Raw genomic sequence first — 23,309 nt, 5'->3', positions numbered from 1 at the left:
CCTTTGGCATGTTGGATCAGCTCACGGTCCTGTCATGCTTCCCGAATCCGCTCTCACAGGTGATATCTGTTTGAAGTAGTCCGTAGAGCGTTTGTTTGGCATTCTCCAGATTAAGCTGGACTGCTTCTATCTCTGCTATTTTTTCTTTAATGATGCGTGCATGCTCTTCCTTTGTTATTCCCTTTAACGAAATCATAGATTTAATATTGTTGATTGTAAATCCGACCGCTAGACAATTTTTCACGACCTGCAGATAGTCAATAATGTCGGAGGTATAATTCCGGTAATTGTTCTGTTCCCGCAAAATGTACTCATCCGTGATAATACCCATCTTCTCATAATAACGGATAGTGGAAATGGGCAGGTCAATCCTGTTTGCCACTTCACTGATTTTCACGATAATCACCTCATGTTAAACTCTTGCTATAAAGTATACTTCATAGTTTACAATCCTTCTAGTGAGCAGCAATAACATCCGCACACCTCACAAATACTATCCTGAAGGAGCCTGTTTACATGAGTACAATTACCGGGAAATACCGTAAAACCAATGATTTCAATAAAATCGCCCTGGAGCGCCGTTCCGTTAAAGTCTACGATCCCGAAGTGAAAATTAGCCGGGAGGAAATGACCGAAATCCTGGCAGAGGCAACCCGCGCTCCTTCCGCAATAAACATGCAGCCATGGCGTTTTCTTGTCATTGACACACCTGAAGGTAAAGAGAAGCTTGCACCGCTGGCCTCATTCAACCAGACGCAGGCGCTGACCTCCTCAGCTGTAATTGCAGTATTTTACGATGCTGACAATACCGAATTCATGGATGAAATTTTCGGCAAATCCGTTGAGCTTGGATATATGCCTCAGGAAGTTATGGATATGCAGCTGCAGCAAGTGAAGCCTTATTATGCTAATATGTCTGCAGCCGAGCTGCGTGATGTGAACCTCATTGACACGGGCCTTATCTCAATGCAGCTAATGCTTGTTGCCCGTGCGCACGGCTATGATACGAACGCGATGGCTGGTTATGCCAAGGATCAGATTGCCGAGGCATTTGGCCTGGACAAGGCCCGCTTTCAGCCGGTAATGCTGATCTCAATAGGTAAAGCAGCCAAAGCAGGCTATCCTTCCTACCGTTTGCCGGTAGATACCATTACAACCTGGGCGTAATCAGCAGTTGGGCCTAAATAGAAAGACCCGTAAAGTATACGGGTCTTTTTTAATAACTATAAAGTCACTCGGCCGGCGCAGCAGACATCTTTTCACTTTTGACAGCTGCTCTGGAGGATATTCTAAGGAACAGTGACACCAGCAGCCCCAATACAAGAATAGAGCCCAGTATCTCAAAGGAAAGCAAGTAGTTCCCGGTCTTTAACAGCTTTAATGCTATCATAGGTCCTGTGCTGGCGCCAAGAAACAGGATGAAGGCATTGAACGAAATCGCAGAGCCTCTGGACTGTCCGCCCAGCTGGCTGACGATCGAAATGATCACAGGAGTAATCAGCGCGATGCCTGATACAAACACAATGCTCATAAGGATGATAACCGGCAGACTCGCGCTAAAGCCTAATGCGAATAGCCCGGCTGCCGCGAGAGCTAACCCGCCACGCAGGACAGCTGCAGTTCCCAGCTTTTGAGCGATCCGTCCGGCAAAGGGGGACAACAGCATGCCGGCAATTCCGGCTGCACGGATATACAGGATTTGCTGCGGCGAAAGGCCGAACTTTGGCGAGCTTAAGTAGCTTCCGAGCACAGTGTACATGCCCACTAATGATAACAGAAGAACAAAGGTTACGCTAAAAGCCAACAGCAGCTGCGGCTGCTTCAGCAAGCCTGTCATCTGCTTGAATTTTAGGAGTATATGCTCCTTAGGCCGGTGTAAATCATCTTTAGGCAAGAGTGTGATAACGATGATTGCAGTAATTCCGTACACAATCCCCTGAACGAAGAATATACCATGCCAGCCCAGCCGCTCATTAACAATTCCGCTAAACACCTGGCCCACAATTCCTGCCATTAACAGCCCGGAGCTGATGAAGCCAACCGCAGTCAGCCTTTTGTGCGGAGGGAACATCTCTCCGGCATATACGAGCGAAATCGGTGCAAAGGCGGCAGCGATCAGACCCTGCAAGCCCCTGAGGACAATAAGCCAGAAAAAGCTGTTCACAAATCCGATCGTAATGGTAATGACAGTAAGGCCGATAATGCTGGCTACCAGGAAAATTTTGCGTCCGTAGCGGTCTGAGAAAGGCCCGTATAGCAGACATCCCAGAGCATAACAGAGTGAAAATGCGCTGCCGATCCAGGCAACCTGACTTACACTGATCTGAAACGCCTGAGCAAACACGTCCGAGAGCGGAATGGTTATATACATACTGGTCATAATGACCAGACCGCACCAGAATAAGATGAGGGTCATTAAGGAATAGCTTTTGTTGTTACGCGGCAGGTCTGTGTTCTGATTCATATCGAGAAGATCCTCCAGGTACTGGTTAATTTGAGATGGTAATTCCTTGCATAACATGATTTAACAAATTGTCGATGTACGCCTCATCCGGAAGCTTTTTATAGATGAGAATTTGAAAATAAAGAGGTCCATAGAGCAGATCCAATACGATATCCATGGCTATGCCGGATTGAACCTCGCCGTTGTCGATGGCTGTCTGGAGTACCTGCCTTGCTTCGTTTCTTTTAATGATTAGAAATGAATGATAGAAGGCGCCAGCTATTTCCTCGTTCTCGGTAACTATTGTTAGTGTCGACTTCCCGATGCTGCTGCCCAGAATACGCGCTAATGCGCCGAGCTGCTGCTTGAAGTTATCCTTAAGAGGCTTACCGGGGTCAAAATCAAACTCGGACTCCACAGTCATCAGAAAAGCATCCAGCACCAGCTGGGCTTTACTGTTCCACCATCTGTATATCGTTGCTTTGCCTACTCCGGCTTGTGCGGCAACCGACTCTACCGTTAAGGAGGAATAGCTGCTTGTTTCCAATAGCGCTACCGTTGCTTCCAGGATTTCTTTTTTATTCCGGGCTTCCCTATGCTGTTTCATATTCATAATGCCTTCCTCCTCTCCTGCCGAAACGAAACGTATCGTATCATTATCCGATAAAAATTCATCTTTGTAAATTTAAAATAATAATCAAATGAAAAAAACGGATAATCTGCCCTTGAGTAAGGAAGACATCCGTTTTTGGGATCTGATATTTTATTAACTATATTAATAATTAATTAGATTAAGATACCCGATCCATAGGCAAAAGCTCCAACCGTTACCGGAAGTACGCCGCGGGTGAAGCTTTGTCCTGCCAGTACCTTGGCCACAGACTGCATCGCCAGAGGTTTATTCTCATAAGAAGCAATATAGGTGCGTATACCGGATACAGCGGTAAAATCATAAGGGTTACGCACTGCCACAACGATAACCCTGCATCCTGTCCGCGCAGTAAGCTCCTGCAGAATCTGGCGTTGACCGGGCGAAAAATCGGCGTTGTAGGTCGCTGCCACAATCTGAGTAAAGGAGCGGCTCTCCTCCAGCACCAACGCGATCTCCTCTGCTGAAGGGTCAACGCCGATAATCCGTTCAGTAACCCCGTCATAATAAGGCTTCAGTGCCTTTCCAAGAGTCATTTCCTCCTGCAGGGCTTCGACTACCTCATGATTGACCCGGACCTCCGGCCAGATGACATAGATGCCTTGGTGTTCCGCCAGCGGAAGCTGTCCGTCGTCACATAATAAGGTAATGCTCTGTTCGCTGAGGGCACGGGCTGCTTCATGCGATGCTTCGGTAGCGAGCTGCTGCTGTACGGCCGGAAAGGCTTGCGGCTCTGCTCCGGTAATTCCCCGTTTGGCCTTAAGGCTTGCCAGCCGCTGCACGGATGCATCGATTCTGGCCTCGGAAATCTCTCCGCAGATAACAGCCTCAGTTACAGCCTCTATCGCCTCAACCTGCCAGCTATACGTATGGCTGACGAGGATAAGATCGGCCCCGGCTTTGACCGCCTGCACGGCTCCCGGTCCCACTCCGACGGTCTGCGAGATGGCGTTCATCTCCAGACAGTCTGTGACGATGACACCGTCAAAGTTCAGCTCCCGGCGCAGCAGCCCGGTCAGAATATTCTCAGACAGGGTTGCCGGAATGATGTCATCCTCATAGGCCTTAAATACGACATGCGCAGTCATGACTGCATCGACTCCGGATTCAATGATCTTCTGAAACGGCAGCAGCTCAACCTCCCCCAGTCTTTCGCGGTTATGGCTGATAGACGGAAGTGCCAGGTGGGAATCCGTATCCGTGTCTCCGTGGCCTGGAAAATGCTTGATCGTGGCCGCTACGCCCGCTTCCTGATAGCCGGCAGCGGCTGCGCTGCCCATTTCGCTGACCAGCAGCGGTGATTCACCATAAGAGCGCACACCAATGACCGGGTTGGCAGGATTGTTATTAACGTCGACACATGGCGCAAAGTTCATATTAATTCCCAGGTGGCGCAGCTCTGCTCCGGCAATTGCCGCCGCATGCCGAACCCCTTCCGGATTGCGGGTTGCCCCCAGTGCCATGTTGCCGGGCATCAGGGTGACTCCGTCCTCAATCCGGGCAACCATGCCCCCTTCCTGATCAATCGCGATCAGCAGGGGCTCGGACGCTGCCCGCTGCAGCGCGGCTGAACAGGCGTACACTTGCTCAACCGTTCCGATATTGCGCCGGAAATAGATAATGCCGCCAATATGATAATCCTGAATCAGTGTCAAAATATCCTTGTTTGGGGATGTGTCCATAAATCCGCACATGAACATCTGTCCCACCTTATGGCGGATACGAAGGTTGTGGTCTGTTCCAGCATCCATTATTGAGCTACAGCTCCTTTGATCTTGAGTTATATTGTTCTTCCGGTTGTCAGCACATCTGCCAGCGACTCCAGCGAATAGGCTGAGGTTCCGCAGACCAGGATAACAGACGCAGCGGATGGCAGCCGGTCAGCGTCATAAGGATTACGCAGAACGGCAGCAATTAACGGCTTCTCGCGGTTAAGGGCTTCGGCCAAATCCAGCTGTCCGCTGAAAATATGGGCGTTCCAGGTGCCCAGAATAACTGTATCGCATTCCTCAAGCCCGGCTATGATCTCATTAATCATACCGGAAGCAGCAGGATTGTTCGGAATATACTGTACTGAAAGATCAAACCCCCGGTCTGCCAGAAGCCCTCCCAGCTCAAGAGCCTTGCTGTCGGTATTATCCGCCAGGGTCAGCCTCTCCGGCTGCGGCAGCAGCAGCAGATACCGCAGCTCCGCTGATAATGGCAGCTGCTTCCGGGGATCACGCTGCAGCTTTACTGTTGCGCGGGTAAGCTCGGCTGTCCTGCTGTCCCACTCGGTGCGCGGCACCGGAGAGGCGTGCCTGCTGTGCAGCAGCATCCGCTCCTGAAGCCGGGCAATCCGCTGCAGGGATTCGTCAATTCTGGCCTCTGCAATCCGGCCATTGCGGACAGCTTCGGCTATCCCCCGGATGACGCGGTCCTGGAATTCAGGTGTATGACACATCAGGATCATGTCATTGCCGGCAGCCACTGCAAGCTCACCGATCAGCTCCGGCTCAAAGGTGTTGCGGATTGCCACCATTTCGACGTCATCCGTGCAGATGACACCCTGGTAACCCAGCTCATTGCGCAGCAGGTCTGTAACAAAGAACGGACTTAGCGAGGCCGGGAGGCCTTCTGCCTGCGGAATTTCCGGAAAGACGATATGCGCCATCATGACCGCGTCGCTGCCTGCAGCTATGGCGGCCGTGAACGGAATAAGGGGTCCGCTCTTTAGCTCCTCCAGGGTCAGCCCGCACGCCGGAAGCTCAATATGCGAATCACCATCCACCTGTCCGTGGCCTGGAAAATGCTTGGCAGTAACGGCAACTCCAGCTTCATGCATCCCCTTGATAAACGCGGCGCCAAGCTCTGCTACTATAGCCGGCTCTTCACCGTAAGAGCGGACACCGACTACAGGATTCAAGATGTTCGTATTTACGTCCAGCACCGGTGCCCAGCTCATCGGAATGCCCAGTGCAGCCAGCTGGCTGCCGATAAACTTTCCCTGCAGAAAGGCGGCTGCGGGATCTCCGGTCAGTCCAACTGCCCGGTTGCCCGGCACATGCGGGAACATCCTCTTCAGATTAGCCAGGCTTCCCCCCTCTTCATCAATGGAGAGAAGGTAAGGTGAAGTGAAACCGAGCCGCTCTGCGGCAGACGTTACACCGTGGACCAGCCTGCGAAGCTGATATTCGTTGTTTATATTATGCGGAAACAATCCGAGCCCGCCTGAAGGCAAGGCTCCCTGCCGCTCCTCGAACGCGGAGTCCGCTGCCATAGAAGGCAGTCCGGTTATACACATCCTGGCGATTTTTTGTTCCAGGTTCATATGAAAAATCCCGGCAGATAAGCTTTGTTCTGCTCAAGCATCTCATCCAGCATCGCTTCTGCGTCATTGGCTGAAGGAACGAGCGGATGATGGGCAAGAGCGAGCAAGGCGGTTGCGCGGCTGCCGGTTACAGCCGCTTCAATTGCCAGGCCTTCATAGGTTTTGACCGCATGAATCAGGCCTTTGGCCGCTTCCGGTACGACAGTAACCGGCATGGCGACAGGTCCATCCTTGTGCACTTTGCAATTGACCTCAATGCAGGCATCGTCCGGAAGGAACCCGAGAATGCCCTGATTAGGCACATTCAGCGTCTGAATATCGCCGGAATCATTATACAGTGAGTTCATCAGCCGGACTGCCGCTTCGGAGTAATAGGCTCCTCCGCGCTGCTCCAGCTGCTTCGGCTTTTCGGCCAGCTCCTCGTCCTTATACAGCTCGAACAGCTCATCCTCCAGGCGCTGCACCGTTTCGGCCCGTGTCTCTCCCCGGGCGGCAGCCTCCTGCTGCTCCGCCAGAATTTCGCGGTGCAGATAGAAATACTTCAGATAATAGGAAGGAATTGCCTTGAGCGCTGACAGCAGCGTCGCATTCCAGTCATACTGCGGGACATTGCGGGCAGAATAGCCGTCCCGGTTCGCCAGCAGCTCAGGCAGCTTGGATTCACCGTCAACGGTAATGGTGCTGATCCAGTGCAGATGATTCAGGCCGGCAAATTCACAGTAAATCCGCTCGGCCGGCACCTGATACAGCTCAGACAGCCATTTGTAGGCGGCAATCGGAGAATTACACAGCCCGATGGATTTGATGCTTGAATGCTTATGAATAGCCTCGGTCACCATGCCTGCAGGATTTGTAAAGTTCAGCAGCCACGCATCCGGGCAAAGCTCCTCCATATCTCTCGCGACCTCCAGCAGCACCGGAATCGTCCGCAGCGCCTTCATCATGCCTCCAGGACCGGTCGTTTCCTGCCCGATCATCCCGTACTTGAGCGGAATGGTCTCATCCCAGCCACGGGCCTCCAGTCTGCCTACACGCATCTGGGTAGTGACAAAGCTGGCATCTGCCAATGCCGAGCGCCGGTCAAGCGTAAGACTGAGCTCAATCGGCAGCCCGGATCTGGCGATCATCCGCTTGGCAAGCTGTCCGACAATGGACAGCTTGTGGAGTCCTTCCTGTATATCAACGAGTACGATTTCTGTTACAGGAAAAGTAGAGTAGTTAAGGATAAATCCTTCAATCAGCTCGGGAGTATAGGAGGAGCCGCCCCCGATTACAGCTACCTTCAATCTTTGAGCCATACTGCATTCGCCGCCTTTACGGATAAGGTTTGATGTAACTGTTCATAGACGTCTTCCGCCACCTGTATTCCGGATCTCTCCATAGCCAGCAGCAGCGCTCCGGCCACAGGCTCTTGTTCAAGCTTTCGCAGGGTACAGCCCGGAGCGGCAGCTGACACCGCCTCTGATATATATGGGACAACATACCGGCTCTCGCCGCGGGTCAAAATACTGCCCGCAAGCACCAGATCGAAGACATCCTGCTGCATGCCCAGTCTCCAGATCACCGCGCTTGCTGCAATGCCCAGCTCTCTGCCCTGCCGCTGCAGGATTTCACGTGCTGTTTCATCCTCGGCGGCAACCTCAAAGAGCAGCTTGGCGATTTCGTGCGGCACACGCAGGCTGTGGTCAAGGTAATAGTGAAACATATCAGCTTCGGAGGCGTAGCCGAGCTTGCCGAGAATCGCCTGAGTCAGCCGGGTTGGCCGTCCCCGGCCCTCCCAGGCGCGGATTACAGAGCGGAACGCTTCCACTGCCAGATCGCCGCCGCCGCCGAAGTCGCCGAAGGTATAGCCGAACCCGCCTACCTGCAGCTCCTGCCCGCTGCGGTTTATTCCGTAGCAATTGGTTCCGGTACCGCAGATAACGACAGCACCATAGGACTGGCGGGTGCCTGCCCTTAAACCGATTACTGTGTCGCATACAATGTGGTGGGGCTCCATGCCCAACTTGGCAATCATCGGACGCAGAATTCTGAAGTCCGCTTCCCGGTCAGCTCCCGCCAGTCCGAATACCGAGCTGGTAACCTGCTCTTTACGCAGCCCTGCCTGGCGCATCGCCTCTTCTACAGCCTGACGGATGTTGATTTCGGCCCTTTCGGCCCCTGTCTGATGGTTGCCGCATCCGCTTGCGCCGCGTCCGGTAATCCGGCCCGCGGCGTCGGATATGACGGCCAGTGTTTTGCTGCCTCCGCCGTCAACGCCCAAGTAATAGTTCAAGGTCTCCCGCTCCTGTATGTCAGTTTCATTTGCCCAGCTTGCTCAGGTTCTCCTGCCATTTCTCCGTCTTGAATTTCAGCAGCTCACTGTATCCGACCTGCTGTGCATCTGCCTCAGCCTTATCCAGAACAGCCAGCACCTCAGCTTCGCTTTTGGCGTTGAGCACAGCCTGCGCTCTGGCTTTTTCGTAAATTTCGCCAACGCTCTGCGAGATGATCCCTTCCTGGGAGTCGCCTGCCGGAGCCAGATTTACGAATTCGGTCGTATCAAACTGTGTTTTCCAGGTAATCTCGGACTGCCATTTGGTTTCCCAGCTCTTCTGGTCCTCCGGCAGCGTGGATTCAAATTTCATTTTGGAATTGTCCACATACACCGTGTTACCGTTCCACTGCAGGTTGACTGTAGCGTTCATCAGCTCATCGCGGCCCTTAGTATCCGTCGTGAAGGCCTCTGTGAACAGCGGTGCGCCTTCTTCATCTGTTCCGTCCCAGTACTTGCCCTCAGGTCCCCACATAATAATCCGCTGGCCTTCAGGTCCGGTGAACCAGTCCAGGAAAGCGAAGACCGCTTCCGGATCCTTGGCGGCGGAGGTAATTACACTCACATTCCAGCCAAGCTGATTGTAAGCTCCGGGGAAAATTTTGTTTTTATCCAGACCCGCCTTATGGATAGGCCAGACCATGATGTAGCCGGCTTCCGGGTCCTGCTCCTTCAGCAGCGAGTTGCCGATTGCGCCGTATTCAGTCGGACTGGAAGCGGCGTATACTGCAATGTTGCCTGTAATAATCTTCTGCTCCACCTGTTCAAGATTCTGGGTGAAGGCATCCTGGCTGATCAGCTTATCCCGGTACAGCTGATTCGCATACACCAGCGAGGAACGGAAGGCCTCATCTTTAAAGACCGAGGTCATTTCATTGCCGTTCGGAATCGCCATCATACTGAGAGCGCTATATACATACGGGCGGTTCTCGGCAAAGGCGGACGACAGGACATCAATACCTTCCGCGCCTTGTCCTACCTCAAACGGAACTACATCCGGATACTTTTCCTTGACCAGCTTCAGGTACGCATACAGGTCGTCAGTTGTCTCCAGCGGCGGGGTGCCCAGATCGTTGTAGATTTTTTTGTTAACCAGATATCCCGAGTTGCCGTTCGGCTGAGTCGTATACCAGTTCGGGAACTGATAGAGCTTACCGTCGGAGGACCGCAGCATATCCAGCGTCTCTTCGCCTGCCCATTCCTTCAGGTTCGGGTATTTGTCGAGATAATCATCAAACGGCACCAGCGCTCCGGCAGCCCGCAGCTGCTCAACATCTGCACCGCGCTCCATCCAGATCACATCAGGAAGCTCACCGGATACGATCATTGTACTGAGCTTTTGCTTGGCATTGCCTCCCGAGCTGACCGGCAGGACATTCACCTGCTTATTATCCTTAATCCATTTGGAGGAGAGATCCTCGCCCCAGTTAGGCATTGTATACCAGTCGTAATGGCCGTAGAAGGAGAATTCGAGCGGCTGCTCACCAAGCACATATCCCCCGCCCTCAGCGCTATCCGGATTATTGCTTTCTGCTGCATTTGCGTTGTTTCCGGAATTTGCAGAATTGGAAGGACTGTTATTTCCGCCTGTACAGCCTGTTAAACCAATCATAAGACTAAGAACCGCCGCCAAAGCGGACACCTTTGTTTTGCCTGAGATCATTGGTTCATTCCCCCTTGAGTTCCTTTATTCTTTTAGTGAACCGACCATAACGCCCTTAACGAAGTACTTTTGCAGGAAAGGATACACGCATAAAATCGGGATCGTAGCGACCATCATGGTAGCCATGGACAGGGATTTGGTTGTGACGGCGCGCATTTTGTTCATCCGTCCCTGGGCAGCCGCATCCAGCTGGGCCATCTGCTCGGACATGATGTTGGAGTTGAGGATCTGCTGCAGCTTGGTCTGAATCGGCATCAAATCGACATTGCTGAGGTAGATGCTGGGTGTGAACCAGTCGTTCCAGTGATAGACTGCGGTGAACAGGGATAAGGTCGCAATGACCGGTCCTGAGAGCGGAAGCACAATGCGCAGCAGCACTCCCCAGTTGGAGCAGCCGTCGATTCTCGCGGATTCCTCCAGTCCTGCCGGTATTCCTTTGAAGAAGGTCCGGAAAATAATCATGTTCCACACGCTGATCAGACCCGGGATGACCATAACCCAGAAGGAGTTGAACATGCCCAGCTCGCGGATCAGCAGGAAGCTCGGAATCAGACCGCCGCTGAAATACATGGTGATGATGCAGAAAATCATATAAAACCTGCGTCCCATCAGCTCTGATTTGCTCATGCCGTAAGCAAAAATGGCAGTTGCGGCAATTGAGGCAAAGGTGCCGATTACGGTCCGCAGTACGGAGATCACGAAGCCGTTAATCAGGCGGCTGTCCTGGAATACCACCGAGTAATTCTCCAGAGAGAACTGTCTGGGCCAAAAAGTAACTCCCCCGCGCATGGTATCTGTTCCGTTGTTAAAGGAAATAACTCCGGCGTTCCAGAAAGGGTAAAAGGACAGAAAGGCTAATATTGCTAGTAAAATGTATATCACCGTTACAAGAATCCGGTCTCCGGCTGACAGCTTCATCTATATCTGCCCCCTTTCATGCTTCACCATAGGCTGTTGCCGGATTTACGTGCGGCATAATTCGCCCCGACCAGCAGGAACACTCCGATCAGCGATTTGAACAGGCCGGCTGCCGTAGCGTAAGAATAACGGTTGTTCTGAATACCGATCCGGTATACATAGGTGTCCAGGACATCGCCGACATCACGCAGCACGGGATTGGAGCCAAGGAGCAGGATGTCTTCAAAGCCTGCGCTGAGCAGATTGCCGATTGCAAGAATCAGGAACACAATAATGACCGGCAAAATGGAAGGCAGCGTAATGGCAAACATCTGTCTCAGCTTACCTGCACCGTCTATCGAGGCCGCCTCATGCATATGCGGATCAATTCCGGCAATCGCTGCGAGGTAGACGATGGAGGAAAAGCCGATCTCCTTCCACACTCCTGTTGTGACAAGGATGGTCCAGAAATATTCCGGCAGCGACAGGAAGTTGATCGGGTCCCTGATCAGGTTCAGCTGCTGGAGCAGCATGTTCACGCTGCCGTTCTCTGTGGAGAGCATGGACATTACGAAGCCGGAGACAATGACCCAGGAGAGGAAATGCGGCAGATAGCTGATCGTCTGCACCGTTCTTTTGAACACTCTGCTGCGCACCTCATTCAGCATCAGTGCCAGCAGAATCGGTGCCGGAAAGCCGACCAGCAGCTTGAGCAGACTGATTACAATCGTATTGCGCATGACCGTCCAGAACTCAGGTGCGGCAAAAAACATCTCAAAATGCTTAATCCCCACCCATGGACTGCCCCCAAACCCCTTGAACAGATTGTAATCCTGAAAAGCCATCAGCACCCCGTACATCGGGATATAGCTGAAGACGAGGATAAAGAACAGGGCCGGCAGCACCATCAGCTGAAGATCCCACTGCCGGGCAAAGCGTTTGAGTGCATTTGGCTTCCGGAGCTCTTCGTTTGTCTTAATGTGATAGGCGATCTTCTGCATTTCAACCTCCTTTTCCATATACTTCTTGTTAATCCTAATAACTTATGTTGTTATATTTACTGACCTCATCATAACTCTATTCTGTTTCAGACACTCCGCCTAATCGCTCGAATACTGATACTATCTTACTGTCGATAATCGTTGGTTGAGTCCGCACATTACGCGGCTCCATACCGATGTGGCGCTTGAACAGCCGGTTAAAATTGGATAAGGTGCGGAAGCCGCATTCCATGGCGATGTCCAGGACCTTGCGGTCTGTATTCTGCAGCAGGGTGTAGGCATTCTCCAGCCGCAGCTGGATCAGATAGAGCAGCGGGGACATGCCTGCCGTACGGCGGAAGATATCACTGAAGCGCGAAGGGCTTAAATAGACCAGGGCAGCCAGCTCCTCGAGGGTCCACGGATAGGCCGGCTGCTCCTCCATCATGCGGGTGACATGCAGGATTTTTTCAAGCTGGGTGGTTGTTACAGCGGATTTGCTGGCCTGCAGGGAGTCCATGCGAAAGTACCGGTTGACGTATACGAAGAATTGCAGCAGCTGGGCATAGACAATCGAGGTGTAGGATCTGCGTTCTGCCTCATGCTCCTCCTGCATATCCAGCAGCAGAGCACGGAGTAGCCCGATATGCTCATTCTCACGGTCAAGCAGATTGCTGAAATGCAGCCCCATTTCCTTAAAGGGAGCCAATATATCCGGATCACAGCGTACAATCCCCAGGAACCAGGACGCATCAAAGGTGATTACCTGCATGATCAGGTTCCCTGTCTCATAAGCACAGTGCAGATCGTTGGAGTTAATCAGCAGAATGTCCCCTTCCCGGAAATCATACCGCTCCCCGTTAATCATGTAATACCCTGTACCGGATTTAATCATATTAATCTCCAGCGCATCATGGGCATGCAGTCTCTGATAAGTTGAGGTAACGCCAATCGTATCACCAAGAATAACGGGATATTGCCTGGAAAATACAACCTTTTCCCTGAGGCTGTTATGACCGCGCGTCTGCATAGGCTGCCCCTCCTCTTTATAATGGCTCAATGTGTGTGGAACTGGTGAAAACTTACTGTATCTTGCTGGAAAATAATCCGAATCGGCTTATATTCATCCTAGTAGAACACTATTTATGTGTCAAGAATAGTTACATCTCTTTTATAAACTGCATTAAAAAAAGTGTGCAGCAGGCTTGTTAGCCTGATTACACACCTTTATAAAAGGAATTGCGAATATTAATGCAAGCTGCTTCAAATCTCAAGCTCCCGCTTCCCGTACATGAAATAGGTGAGTGCTGCAAAAGCACCTGCCAGCAGAGTTCCCAGCACCAGGCTGCCGGCGTTTAGCCCGTTCCCCTCCACAATCCGGTTGTAGCTGAAATATTTGAATGGTGACAGTATATTCAGCATAACAAGCTGATCCGACAATTCCGTAATTTTGGCTACGATAAAAGAACTGACCAGAATACCTGCGGCGGCAGCTCCCGAGCGTTTCGGATTCTTCAGGATTGCTGCAAGCAGGGCGCCAAGCGCCAGAAAAATCAGCTGTACGATAAGCATACTGAGCAGGAACAGAGAAATCTCCGCGGAAATGTCCTTGCCTTTGTTATAAGCAGATACCATTAAAATAGAAGAAACAAGCGTAACGAGGTTAAGCACGATAATTTGGACCAGAGCGGCCAGCAGCTTGGAAGTCACAATCGACGAACGGGATACCGGCTTAGCCAGCAGGAACTCTGCGGTCTTCTCCCTCTCCTCTTTAGCTATTATACTGCTCCCCAGCAGCACGGCATGGATGGCGGCAGTAAGCTCCATGTACAGAAACAGCAGGGCGAAATAACCGCTCATAACCGTAACATCCAGCGTCCCTATCCCCATTAGCGCCTTCATGGCGGCAGGCATTTGGTTAAACACCTCACTGCTTGCCCCTCCGGAGGAATAGGCAGTGTATTTGCCCATTCCGCTGACTATCAGCAAAAACATACCTATGCTCCAAATGATCAAGCCTTTGCGTCCCGCCTTCAATTCTCTCCAAAACATATTCATTAAGTTATCCCCCTATACTGCATGAACATCCTTCCGGATGTATACCCGGTAGCTGACGGTTACCGCAGCTGCAATAATAACGGCACCGGCTATAAGATACTGCAGTTCATATCCGCTATGCTCAATGATATATATGCTGTCGAAATATTGAAATGGCGAGAGGTAACGAACTGCACCCCCGCCTGATCCTGGATTAAGCAGTGCACCTGCCATATACAAGCCGAAAACGGCGCCTAGCGACAGCGGCAGCACATTTCGGAGTCTTGTAAAAAATACGGAGGCAGCCAGGCCGATAGCCAGAAACATCAGCTGGATAAACAGCAGCGGAAGATTAAGCAGCAAAAACAGGTGTAAGCTGAAATCTGCTGCTGCCAATGCACCGGCTATACCGGCTGTTACTGCGAAAAAGACAATATCAATGGCAAGAACGGCTGTAACTGCGGCGAACAGCTTGGCGCTAACGATGCTGGACCGGGACACCGGCTTGACGAGCAGAAAATCCGCCGTGCGCTCCCGGGCTTCTTTTGAAAGAATGGATGCCCCGAGATGCATGGCCTGAATAGCCCCGCATAGCGCAATATATACAAACACCATGGAATAGTAGCCTGGAATAGACGTTATGTAATCCAGATGAATCCCGAGCATCTCCCGCACAGAGGCGGGGTAGCCCTCCAGCAGCGCGGTGAAGTATGCAGCATCTTTTACCATACTTGGATAAATGGACAGAAACAGTGCGGATAATGCAATCATGGCACAGACCCAGATTCCGCCGGATTTACGGAGCGCCTTCAGCTCATGCATAACCATATTCATCCCGCTCAATCCCCCTTCACATAATAATGCATGAAGATTTCCTCAAGATCGGGCTCTTCAATGGAAAGGTTGCGGAGCTCGGTTGCGGACAGCTTTTGAATAATGGTATTGATGTTCCCCTTAAAAATGAATGTCGCCGCGTTGCCGTTAACGGTCAGATTGCTGACTCCGCTGATTTGAAAAGCATCCCTGCTGATATCTGAGGTGCCTTCGATGCTGATCCGTTTGTAATTGTTCTCGTGCAGGGTGCTCATCTTCTCCAGCTTAATGATCTCCCCCTCCTTGATGAAGGCGACCCGGCTGCACATTTTCTGGACCTCGCTGAGGATGTGTGAGGAAAAAAATACAGTGGCGCCCTTACGGTTCTCTTCCCCGATCAGATCGAAAAATCGCTGCTGCATCAGCGGATCAAGGCCGCTCGTAGGCTCGTCAAGGACAATCAGCTTCGGTTCATGCAGCAATCCCTGCACAATACCAACCTTCTTTTTATTGCCGAACGACAGCTCGTCGATTTTCTTCTTCAGGTCAAGCTCCATTATCTCCGCCAGCTCCATGATCCGCTTCGTACAATCCTTTTTATAAAAGCTGGCGGAGTATTTGAGCAGGTCGATCACCTTCATGTTGTCATAATAAAAAACCTCCGAAGGCAAATAGCCCAGCTCCTTGCGGATTTCTGGATGCCTGGTGCAGCTTTGGCCGAAAATCGTAGCACTACCGCTTGTCGGGGAGATCAGCCCCAGCAGTGTACGGATCGTTGTCGATTTGCCTGCACCGTTGGGGCCGATGAAGCCGAAAATTTCGCCCTCCTCCACACTCAGGTTAACGTCCTTTATGCCGCGAGACTTGCCGTAATGCTTGGTAAGATTGTGGATTTCAATGACACTCATTGGGGCACCCTCCCGAAGGCAGCGATCAGAGATATAATTCTTTTGACAGAAGTCCTGTCTTGCTTTCGGGCCTAGTATAGTCCTGTAAACCAGTCTGGTCAACATCAAAAAACACCTCCAAAAGCTCCCTGCCCTGAGGCGAAACGGATGCTTTTGAAGGTGTTATAGATCTTTAATATGATTTAATAAAGTTAACGAATGTTTAGTAAGCTTAAGGGAATTAAGCTTGCCCCATCGTGCTGATGTCAATTACGAACCGGTAACGGACATCAGAAGCGAGTACACGCTCCCAGGCTTCATCAATCTGGTCAGCGGAAATAACCTCGATCTCGGAGGCGATGTTGTGTTCAGCGCAGAAATCCAGCATTTCCTGGGTTTCGCGGATGCCGCCGATCATAGATCCGGCGAACGTACGGCGTTGGCCGATTAGGGAGAATACGTTAACAGCCAGCGGATCTGCTGGCGCACCGACATTGACCAGTGTACCGTCCAGTGCCAGAAGTGACAGGTAAGCATCGATGTTAATCTGTGCACTTACGGTATTAATGATCAGATCGAAGGAGCCTGCGAGCTGTTTGAAGGTCTCCTGATCGCTAGTAGCGTAATAGTGGTCTGCTCCCAGCTGCAGCCCGTCTTCCTTTTTCTTCAGGGACTGTGAAAGCACTGTAACCTCAGCACCCATAGCGTGGGCGATTTTCACAGCCATATGGCCAAGTCCGCCAAGTCCGACAACAGCTACCTTTTTGCCGGGGCCGGCTTCCCAGTGGCGCAGCGGTGAGTAGGTGGTGATTCCGGCACACAGCAGCGGTGCAGCTGCATCAAGCGGAATGCTGTCCGGAATGCGGACTACAAAGTTTTCGGTCACGACGATGTGAGTGGAATATCCGCCTTGGGTATAGTGTCCATGACGGTCAGTGGCTCCATAAGTGCCGGTATTGCCGTGAAGGCAATATTGCTCTTCCCCTTTATGGCAGCTGCTGCACTCTCCGCAGGAGTCCACCATACAGCCAACCCCTACACGGTCGCCAACTGCGTACTTGGTTACCTCTGCACCAACCTGGCTGACAAATCCGGCGATTTCATGGCCTGGAACAAGCGGATATTTGACCGGTCCCCATTCACCGCGGGCGGTATGGATGTCAGAGTGGCAGATGCCTGCATATTTAATCTCAATAAGGACATCGTGCGGCTGAAGCTCCCGGCGCTCGATGGTAGTCAGCTTGAACGGGCCCTCCGGATTAAATGTAGCGCGTGCGTTAACTTGAATCATAAGTATAAGCCCTCCTGTAATGTTTAGGTTGAGTTCCTTGCCTCTAATCGTTTGTAAAAAGCTACCGGCTTGTCCGGCCTTTACAAAACCTATGTTATTACTTAAAGTTAACTCTAAGTCAAGAAGTAATTTGAACATAGGAGACAGAACATGAGGACCTATACCATTAACGAAGCAGCACAGCATTTTAATCTGACCCCGCACACCTTGCGGTATTATGACAAGGAAGGGCTTATGCCTAATTTAGAGCGTACGGCGGGCGGTAAACGGATTTTTAAGAATACCGATCTCGATGCGCTGAAAGTCATTGAATGCCTAAAGGCTTCCGGGATGCCGATCAAGGAGATCAAGCATTTCATTGAATGGTGCTCCGAGGGCGATTCCACACTGCAGCTCAGATACGATATGTTCCTGGAACGAAAGGCATCCGTAGAAGCCCAGATGGAAGAATTAAAGAAAACCATGGAAGTCATCGAGCATAAGTGCCACTATTACGAGTCTGCCCTGGAATGCGGCACGGAGGCTATTCACAAAAAGAATAAAGCTACAGTAGCTCAATAATTCCCTCAGTACCGTTAATACGGATCATTTGACCGTCTTTGATCAGCCGGGTTGCCCGTTCCACACCGACAATGGCCGGCAAGCCGTATTCCCGCGCAATTACCGCCCCGTGCGTCATGAGACCGCCGACCTCAGTAACAAGTCCTTTAATCGATACAAATAAAGGTGTCCAGCTGGGGTCGGTGAACGGGGTTACCAGGATATCCCCTTCTTTCAAATCCGCTTGCTCCATGTTAAAGATCACACGTGCACGCCCTTCTATAATGCCGGAGGAAACTGGAAGCCCTATAATTGCATCCTCCGGGAGATTTGTGCGCTTGTAGCTGCCGTTGATCATCTCACCGTCAGAGGTGAGGACACGCGGCGGGGTCAGCTTGTCATACAATCTGTACTCTTCTTTTCGTCTGCTGATTATTCCATAGTCCAGGCGGCTTGTACGGACAGCTTCACGCAGTTCATCAAAGGCCAGATAGAAGATGTCCTCTTGCTCCTGAATAAGGCCTTTTACGGCCAGTTGGTCTGCCTCCCTCAGCAGAGCTTGCTTATAAATAAAATAACGGCTGATCATGCCGTATTTCGGGTATTCCCGGTACCCGCTGAAGCCGCGGAGCAGGCCAATGACCCGTTTCGTTTCGGCGGCCTTTGGTCCGCCGTCCGGCAGCTGCTTCAAGCGGTCCAGGAGTTCACACTCCTTCTTTATGGCTTCCTGCCGGCCCTGTTTGAATTTCTGCCTGCTGGCGCCCCGGCTGAAATGCCTGATGTGATTCAGGATTACCGGGACCAGCGTATGCGGCTGCTCACTCCAGCGCGTTCGGGTCAGGTCGATCTCACCGCTGCAGCGCATGCCGTATTTGTCCAGGAAGGAACAGATGGCGTCCTTGGCCTCCCGTCCCCCTGCTAATGGAGTGAGCTCATCAAGAAAGCCTTCTGCTGCGCTGTGCTGCAGATAAGCGATAACCTCCGGGAAAGGGCGGATTATATCCGCAACGTCCAACAGCGCCAGGCCCATTTCAGAGGTGATATTATCTGCTACCGACTGGGACAGCGTGTCTGCTGCGTTAATTTCGCCTAACCATTCGTTCATCCGTTCATTGATCCATGAGGAGGCGTCCATACCGGTCATGATGACTGCCGAGCTCTGCGGATCGAACAGAAGCTTCTTCAACTCCTGCATATCCTCCATAATAAAATCAAACAAAGCCGTCCCTGACCGGGTCTGGATACGCTGCTTCAGCTGTTCAACGGATGCCTGATTACGCTGAATCAATACAGGCACGAGGTCAGGGTCATATTCGATTCGTGCATTAAATAATCCGGGATCTGTGTTTTCGTTGCTTTTAAGTGAATGGGGTACTTTATGATTCTCCGATGAGTCCTGAATGAAATCTCCGCGCTCCACAAGAGACATAAGGGCGTTTTTGATCAGCGGATCAGATTTCCCGAGCGCATTAAGGACTGCTGCCCCTGTGTCCGGTGAAGCCAAATGAGGGGTTACATCGACAAATAGTCTTCCGCCGGCGGTACGCATAGGTGCCGGAGTAGTCAACAGATAAAAAGACAAGCCCAGCGGCTTCATGGCATCCGTCATCATCTGCTGGTGGCCGACGGACAGATAAACACGGTTAGTCTGATCTGCCTCCTGCGGGATTGGAAATAAAGTCGTAATGGGCCGGCTCTGTACGATGTAAAAGACGCCATTCTCCAGGCACCACTCTATGTCCTGCGGACAGCCGAAATAAGCCTCGATCTTCCTGCCCAGCAGCGCGAGCTCAATTATCTGCGGATCGCTGAGCGCTGGTAACGTCTGCTGATCCGGTTCGAGCCGGTGAGTCTGGATTCCACCCTCCTGAAGGCTATACATAGCCAGCTGTTTAGCGGCAATTAGTTTGCTAATAATCACCCCGTCTTGAATTCTATAGCTGTCGGGAGACACCAGACCGGAGACCAGTGCTTCGCCAAGCCCAAAGCCGGCGTCAATGGACACCACCTTCCGGCTGCCGGATACAGGGTCAGCAGTGAACATGATCCCGGAAACCTCCGGTTTGATCATCTTCTGAACAATGACAGACAAATACACCTGGTCATGGTCAAAGCCATTCTGCATCCGGTAGATTACTGCTCGGTCTGTGAACAGTGAAGCCCAGCATTTACTGATATGCCCGAGGATGTTGCTGCTTCCGATTATATTGAGATAGCTGTCCTGCTGGCCGGCAAAAGAGGCATGCGGCAAATCTTCGGCAGTTGCGCTGGAGCGCACAGCATAGGAGAGTTCCTCCCCCAGCTGTGACAGCTGCTTCTTTACAGCTTCCGTTACTTCTGCAGGAAATGGGACTTCAATGATCAATTGCCGAATCTGGCGGCTGATCTCAGCGATCTGCTCCCGGTGACCGGGTGATAGTGTCTTCAGCTGTCCGAGCAGAGACTGGTACAGCCCGCTATTTGCTACCGCTTGCCGGAAAACGCCGGTGGTAACACAAAAGCCTTCGGGCACGTGAATCCCGTTTATATCGGATAATTTGCCCAGGTTCATTGCCTTTCCGCCGGCAAGCATAAGCTGTGAAGCTGTTAATTCCTTTAAGCTGAGAACTGAAGCATGCATCCGCATCTCCCCTAACGAGTGATTTTCAAAAATAACATTTGACAAAAGCAGCTATCTGTAGTAAATTTAAATTATAAGATAAGATTTTTATGTCTATTTTTCGAAAAAATAGAGGTAGGCTGATTATATCACTGCTTCTGTACATATGCAATAAAGAAGAACCTGACCAAGAGATCAGGTTCTTTCTTGTTTTCCTTATATAACAGTTTAGAGCATCATGTTAATGACAGCCTTGCCCTTCACCGTTCCTTCGCCGATCTTACGGACCGCCTGGGCGGCTTCCGCTAAAGGGTACTCCCGGTCAATTACAGGCCGGACTGTTCCGGCCTCAGCGTACTCCTTCCAGAGTAATTGGTCGGCATGGTTCGGTTTATGGACCAGCACGGCTATTTTTTTCTTTTCAAGCAGAGAAATATACGGAGCACTGAGCAGATTCAGGAGGATGCGCGTGAGGGGGCCGCCTATCATAACATAGGTGCCCTTCTTTCTGAGCGCACGCTTCAAGGGGAATATGGAGCGGCTCCCGACAACGTCGAGGATCAGATCGTATTTAGGCCCGCTTTGGGTAAAATCCTCCTTCGTATAATCGATAACATGGTCAGCACCGACTGTCTTCAGCATTTCCAGTTTGTCCGCGCTATCAACTCCGCTCACTTCAGCCCCGTGCTGCTTGGCATACTGGACCGCAAACGTCCCGACGCCTCCGCCGGCGCCGTTAATCAGAACATGCTGCCCCTGCTGCAGCTTCCCTTTGTCACGCAGACCCTGCAAGGCCAGAACAGCCGCCTGGGGTATAGCCGCAGCCTCTGCATAGCTGAGTGTGGCCGGTTTTGGGGTTAGAGCTACCTCTGCCGCGCATACATACTGGGCAAATCCGCCCCAGCCGCAGCCGGACAGATCGCCGAACACCTCATCCCCCGGCTTAAACCGTGCGGCAGCTCCGCCGACTGCAAGCACTTTGCCGGCAATGTCTGCACCAAGTATCCGGTATCGGGGAGAACGGAATGCGCCAATCCTGTTTACAAAAGGTTTCCCGCGCAGAAGATCCCAGTCCCAGGAGTTAACTGAAGCGGCATGCACCTCGATCAGCACTTCATGGTCCTTGGGCTTAGGGATAGCTACGGATTCAATCCGGAGGACCTCTGCTGTTCCATAGGTATCGTAAACCATCGCCATCATCGACCCTGAACCACTGTTACGGGTTAACCCTGAATTGCTTATCTTCACGCTCATGCTCATCTCCGTTTCATAACCATCATAGTCAGGCTTTCTCTAACTATAACGCCGGGATACCGCGAAGGGTTGCATTATTTTCTGACGACAGGAATCCACATTTCCCCGTATACGAGGCCGTTTCTGCTCCCCATCTCAACTGTCGTATTAGGTCCGCCGACATAAACGAATTCTGCTGATTCCGGCAAAGCCTGGCCAAAGGCAATACCGGTGAGCTTGTTGTTCAAGGCATCCGCGCTCTGGTCTTCCCCTCTGACTACCAGGTATTCCCCTGCAGGAAATTGAATGATTCTTGCTTCCTCCGGTGCAGTCTGCTCGGACATAACGCCGGCATAATGCATCATTTTGTTGTTAACCGCTTCATTCACGGCAAAAATGTATTCATTAGAAGCTATGCTCTTAAGATGAGCGAGTCTTCCATCCCGGCCGGCCTCCTGCCAAAAATCCGCTTTTTCCTTATTGATGCCGGCATAATCGGTGTAATCGCTTTTCAGCTCGGTGCCGAGTCCTATGACGATAAAGCCTTCTTTTTGCTCAAAGTTATAATCTGACATTCCGGAAAACTCCTCTTTGTTTGGATTTATCAAATGATTGTCTTCCTCATCTGATAAGGCTATGATAACCTTGAACCATGTCAAAAAATGATACTGTTTAGGGGCTGCTATGAAAAAAGTTGAACGGATTAACATTATCATGCGCTATATTAACAACCGGGCACACTTTACCATTACTGAGCTGATGCGCGAATTCAATATCTCCCGTTCAACTGCGATCCGGGATGTCCGGGAAATTGAAGCTTTAGGGATGCCGCTTGTGGCTGAGGTCGGTAGAGACGGCGGTTATTCTGTCATGCGCAACTCTGTTCTGCCCGTTGTTCGGTTCACGGATAATGAGGTCAAGGCGCTTTTTATTGCATTTATGGCTACACGAAACCAGCAGCTGCCTTACCTGAAGAGCCGTCAGTCTTTGACAGAGAAGCTGCTCGGCCTGATCTCAGAGAATCAGCAGGAGGATCTGTTTCTGTTAAATCAGCTTCTGCTGTTTGAAGGAACTAACCCTCATAATCCGGATCTCCTCGAGCTTACAGACCTTCCCCACCCCATGCTGGACAAGCTGATTCAGCTTCTGCTTGCAGACAGCTATTTATTCATTACCATTTATGATCAGAGCTATCCCATATTTCTTCTGCAGCTTTACCGGGAGAAGAGCCGCTGGATGATTAAGGGCTTTGATTTACAAGGTGAACAAATACAGCTTTATCCGGTTGACCATCTCGAAAACGTTGAGCCGTTTATACCGGAGCGGAGATTAAGCAGGAAAAAGATGCTTGAAAAGCTGAGCAGACAGGTCGAAGCCGTCAATCTTGTTCTTGAGCTTGGTCCAACGGCAATTGCCCAGTTCAAAAAATATCATCCTGTTCATGCTTCGATCGCTTATACGAATCCATATCAGACAACGGCTATGCTAAAGCTCTTTATTAACGTGAATCAGCCTGATGAATTGGCTGAAATGACAAGCTGGCTGTTATTCCTGGGGGAAGATATCAAGGTTAGAGAAATGCCGGGAGAGGTTAAAGAAAGCATGCAATCCCGTATACATTTGTACAGTAAATGACATTCATTTAAAAAGCCC

21 protein-coding genes are annotated in these 23,309 nt (G+C 51.2%); 3 read left to right on the top strand and 18 right to left on the bottom strand.

All coding sequences use genetic code 11. The annotated features are described in order from the left end of the window. Positions 1-16: 16 nt before the first annotated feature. Positions 17-397 carry a MerR family transcriptional regulator gene (locus R70723_RS16025; protein WP_039873392.1) on the bottom strand — a complete coding sequence of 127 codons (381 nt, stop codon included), beginning with the start codon at positions 395-397 and terminating at the stop codon, positions 17-19. 119 nt (positions 398-516) lie between these two features. Between R70723_RS16025 and R70723_RS16020 the strand changes: the two genes are divergently transcribed. Continuing rightward, on the top strand, positions 517-1,167 hold the full coding sequence (locus R70723_RS16020; protein ID WP_039873391.1) for a nitroreductase family protein: 651 nt from the start codon (positions 517-519) through the stop codon (positions 1,165-1,167). Between the two features lie 64 nt (positions 1,168-1,231). Here the strand turns inward: R70723_RS16020 and R70723_RS16015 are convergent, their stop codons facing one another. The 14 genes from R70723_RS16015 to R70723_RS15950 form a co-directional block, all read right to left on the bottom strand. Next, positions 1,232-2,464, bottom strand: a complete 1,233-nt coding sequence (locus R70723_RS16015) for an MFS transporter (protein ID WP_039873390.1) — start codon at positions 2,462-2,464, stop codon at positions 1,232-1,234. A 25-nt stretch (positions 2,465-2,489) separates the two neighbouring features. Next, positions 2,490-3,056, bottom strand: a complete 567-nt coding sequence (locus R70723_RS16010) for a TetR/AcrR family transcriptional regulator (RefSeq protein WP_039873389.1) — start codon at positions 3,054-3,056, stop codon at positions 2,490-2,492. 173 nt (positions 3,057-3,229) lie between these two features. Next, entirely contained in the window at positions 3,230-4,843 is a 1,614-nt protein-coding gene (gene nagZ, locus R70723_RS16005; RefSeq protein WP_039873387.1) for a beta-N-acetylhexosaminidase, read from the bottom strand. 29 nt (positions 4,844-4,872) lie between these two features. After that, complete coding sequence (locus R70723_RS16000) at positions 4,873-6,402, bottom strand: glycoside hydrolase family 3 N-terminal domain-containing protein (RefSeq protein ID WP_039873384.1); 1,530 nt, start codon at positions 6,400-6,402, stop codon at positions 4,873-4,875. After that, positions 6,399-7,700 carry a 6-phospho-beta-glucosidase gene (locus R70723_RS15995; RefSeq protein ID WP_039873382.1) on the bottom strand — a complete coding sequence of 434 codons (1,302 nt, stop codon included), beginning with the start codon at positions 7,698-7,700 and terminating at the stop codon, positions 6,399-6,401. Before R70723_RS15995 ends, R70723_RS16000 begins: the two co-directional genes overlap by 4 nt. After that, positions 7,685-8,677, bottom strand: a complete 993-nt coding sequence (locus R70723_RS15990; RefSeq protein WP_039873379.1) for an N-acetylglucosamine kinase — start codon at positions 8,675-8,677, stop codon at positions 7,685-7,687. Before R70723_RS15990 ends, R70723_RS15995 begins: the two co-directional genes overlap by 16 nt. Before the next feature lie 25 nt (positions 8,678-8,702). Then, positions 8,703-10,379, bottom strand: coding sequence for an extracellular solute-binding protein (locus R70723_RS15985; protein WP_039873377.1), 1,677 nt, complete (start codon positions 10,377-10,379; stop codon positions 8,703-8,705). 24 nt (positions 10,380-10,403) lie between these two features. Then, positions 10,404-11,297, bottom strand: coding sequence for a carbohydrate ABC transporter permease (locus R70723_RS15980; protein ID WP_039873375.1), 894 nt, complete (start codon positions 11,295-11,297; stop codon positions 10,404-10,406). Positions 11,298-11,320: 23 nt separating this feature from the next. After that, the gene (locus tag R70723_RS15975; protein WP_039873373.1) at positions 11,321-12,277 is read right to left on the bottom strand and encodes an ABC transporter permease; all 957 of its coding nucleotides are present in this window, start codon (positions 12,275-12,277) and stop codon (positions 11,321-11,323) included. A 76-nt stretch (positions 12,278-12,353) separates the two neighbouring features. Further along, positions 12,354-13,286, bottom strand: a complete 933-nt coding sequence (locus R70723_RS15970; protein ID WP_063837764.1) for an AraC family transcriptional regulator — start codon at positions 13,284-13,286, stop codon at positions 12,354-12,356. A 233-nt stretch (positions 13,287-13,519) separates the two neighbouring features. Then, positions 13,520-14,314: an ABC transporter permease subunit gene (locus R70723_RS15965; RefSeq protein WP_039873371.1), complete on the bottom strand. Its 795-nt coding sequence runs from the start codon at positions 14,312-14,314 to the stop codon at positions 13,520-13,522. A 12-nt stretch (positions 14,315-14,326) separates the two neighbouring features. Then, the gene (locus R70723_RS15960; protein WP_039873369.1) at positions 14,327-15,127 is read right to left on the bottom strand and encodes an ABC transporter permease subunit; all 801 of its coding nucleotides are present in this window, start codon (positions 15,125-15,127) and stop codon (positions 14,327-14,329) included. A 5-nt stretch (positions 15,128-15,132) separates the two neighbouring features. Further along, positions 15,133-16,014 (bottom strand): ABC transporter ATP-binding protein, encoded by an 882-nt coding sequence (locus R70723_RS15955; RefSeq protein WP_039873367.1) that lies wholly within the window; start codon positions 16,012-16,014, stop codon positions 15,133-15,135. A 220-nt stretch (positions 16,015-16,234) separates the two neighbouring features. Further along, positions 16,235-17,284, bottom strand: coding sequence for an NAD(P)-dependent alcohol dehydrogenase (locus tag R70723_RS15950; RefSeq protein WP_039873364.1), 1,050 nt, complete (start codon positions 17,282-17,284; stop codon positions 16,235-16,237). Between the two features lie 150 nt (positions 17,285-17,434). Here R70723_RS15950 and R70723_RS15945 point away from each other — a divergent pair, with 150 nt between their 5' ends. Continuing rightward, positions 17,435-17,845, top strand: coding sequence for a MerR family transcriptional regulator (locus R70723_RS15945; RefSeq protein WP_039873363.1), 411 nt, complete (start codon positions 17,435-17,437; stop codon positions 17,843-17,845). Here R70723_RS15945 and ppsA read toward each other — a convergent pair. The 3 genes from ppsA to R70723_RS15930 form a co-directional block, all read right to left on the bottom strand. After that, positions 17,829-20,444, bottom strand: a complete 2,616-nt coding sequence (gene ppsA, locus R70723_RS15940) for a phosphoenolpyruvate synthase (RefSeq protein ID WP_039873360.1) — start codon at positions 20,442-20,444, stop codon at positions 17,829-17,831. The two genes, R70723_RS15945 and ppsA, sit on opposite strands and share 17 nt — an antisense overlap. Before the next feature lie 207 nt (positions 20,445-20,651). After that, positions 20,652-21,677, bottom strand: a complete 1,026-nt coding sequence (locus tag R70723_RS15935) for an NAD(P)-dependent alcohol dehydrogenase (RefSeq protein ID WP_231574734.1) — start codon at positions 21,675-21,677, stop codon at positions 20,652-20,654. A 74-nt stretch (positions 21,678-21,751) separates the two neighbouring features. Next, on the bottom strand, positions 21,752-22,231 hold the full coding sequence (locus R70723_RS15930) for a GyrI-like domain-containing protein (RefSeq protein WP_039873358.1): 480 nt from the start codon (positions 22,229-22,231) through the stop codon (positions 21,752-21,754). A gap of 109 nt (positions 22,232-22,340) precedes the next feature. Between R70723_RS15930 and R70723_RS15925 the strand changes: the two genes are divergently transcribed. Next, positions 22,341-23,291, top strand: coding sequence for a helix-turn-helix transcriptional regulator (locus tag R70723_RS15925; RefSeq protein WP_039873356.1), 951 nt, complete (start codon positions 22,341-22,343; stop codon positions 23,289-23,291). Positions 23,292-23,309 lie beyond the last annotated feature (18 nt).

It is taken from the genome of Paenibacillus sp. FSL R7-0273 (assembly GCF_000758625.1).
GTDB lineage: Bacteria > Bacillota > Bacilli > Paenibacillales > Paenibacillaceae > Paenibacillus_AQ.
Note: the sequence above shows the minus strand (reverse complement) of the source record. Positions and strands in the feature narration are given on the sequence as shown.

What these genes read in the sequence shown, in the direction of transcription:
- R70723_RS16020 (WP_039873391.1), top strand. Translation starts at nt 517, where the DNA reads ATGAGTACAATTACCGGGAAATACCGTAAAACCAATGATTTCAATAAA.
- R70723_RS16015 (WP_039873390.1), bottom strand. Translation starts at nt 2,464, where the DNA reads ATGAATCAGAACACAGACCTGCCGCGTAACAACAAAAGCTATTCCTTA.
- R70723_RS16010 (WP_039873389.1), bottom strand. Translation starts at nt 3,056, where the DNA reads ATGAATATGAAACAGCATAGGGAAGCCCGGAATAAAAAAGAAATCCTG.
- nagZ (WP_039873387.1), bottom strand. Translation starts at nt 4,843, where the DNA reads ATGGATGCTGGAACAGACCACAACCTTCGTATCCGCCATAAGGTGGGA.
- R70723_RS16000 (WP_039873384.1), bottom strand. Translation starts at nt 6,402, where the DNA reads ATGAACCTGGAACAAAAAATCGCCAGGATGTGTATAACCGGACTGCCT.
- R70723_RS15995 (WP_039873382.1), bottom strand. Translation starts at nt 7,700, where the DNA reads ATGGCTCAAAGATTGAAGGTAGCTGTAATCGGGGGCGGCTCCTCCTAT.
- R70723_RS15985 (WP_039873377.1), bottom strand. Translation starts at nt 10,379, where the DNA reads ATGATCTCAGGCAAAACAAAGGTGTCCGCTTTGGCGGCGGTTCTTAGT.
- R70723_RS15980 (WP_039873375.1), bottom strand. Translation starts at nt 11,297, where the DNA reads ATGAAGCTGTCAGCCGGAGACCGGATTCTTGTAACGGTGATATACATT.
- R70723_RS15975 (WP_039873373.1), bottom strand. Translation starts at nt 12,277, where the DNA reads ATGCAGAAGATCGCCTATCACATTAAGACAAACGAAGAGCTCCGGAAG.
- R70723_RS15970 (WP_063837764.1), bottom strand. Translation starts at nt 13,286, where the DNA reads ATGCAGACGCGCGGTCATAACAGCCTCAGGGAAAAGGTTGTATTTTCC.
- R70723_RS15965 (WP_039873371.1), bottom strand. Translation starts at nt 14,314, where the DNA reads ATGAATATGTTTTGGAGAGAATTGAAGGCGGGACGCAAAGGCTTGATC.
- R70723_RS15960 (WP_039873369.1), bottom strand. Translation starts at nt 15,127, where the DNA reads ATGAATATGGTTATGCATGAGCTGAAGGCGCTCCGTAAATCCGGCGGA.
- R70723_RS15955 (WP_039873367.1), bottom strand. Translation starts at nt 16,014, where the DNA reads ATGAGTGTCATTGAAATCCACAATCTTACCAAGCATTACGGCAAGTCT.
- R70723_RS15950 (WP_039873364.1), bottom strand. Translation starts at nt 17,284, where the DNA reads ATGATTCAAGTTAACGCACGCGCTACATTTAATCCGGAGGGCCCGTTC.
- R70723_RS15945 (WP_039873363.1), top strand. Translation starts at nt 17,435, where the DNA reads ATGAGGACCTATACCATTAACGAAGCAGCACAGCATTTTAATCTGACC.
- ppsA (WP_039873360.1), bottom strand. Translation starts at nt 20,444, where the DNA reads ATGCATGCTTCAGTTCTCAGCTTAAAGGAATTAACAGCTTCACAGCTT.
- R70723_RS15935 (WP_231574734.1), bottom strand. Translation starts at nt 21,677, where the DNA reads ATGAGCGTGAAGATAAGCAATTCAGGGTTAACCCGTAACAGTGGTTCA.
- R70723_RS15930 (WP_039873358.1), bottom strand. Translation starts at nt 22,231, where the DNA reads ATGTCAGATTATAACTTTGAGCAAAAAGAAGGCTTTATCGTCATAGGA.
- R70723_RS15925 (WP_039873356.1), top strand. Translation starts at nt 22,341, where the DNA reads ATGAAAAAAGTTGAACGGATTAACATTATCATGCGCTATATTAACAAC.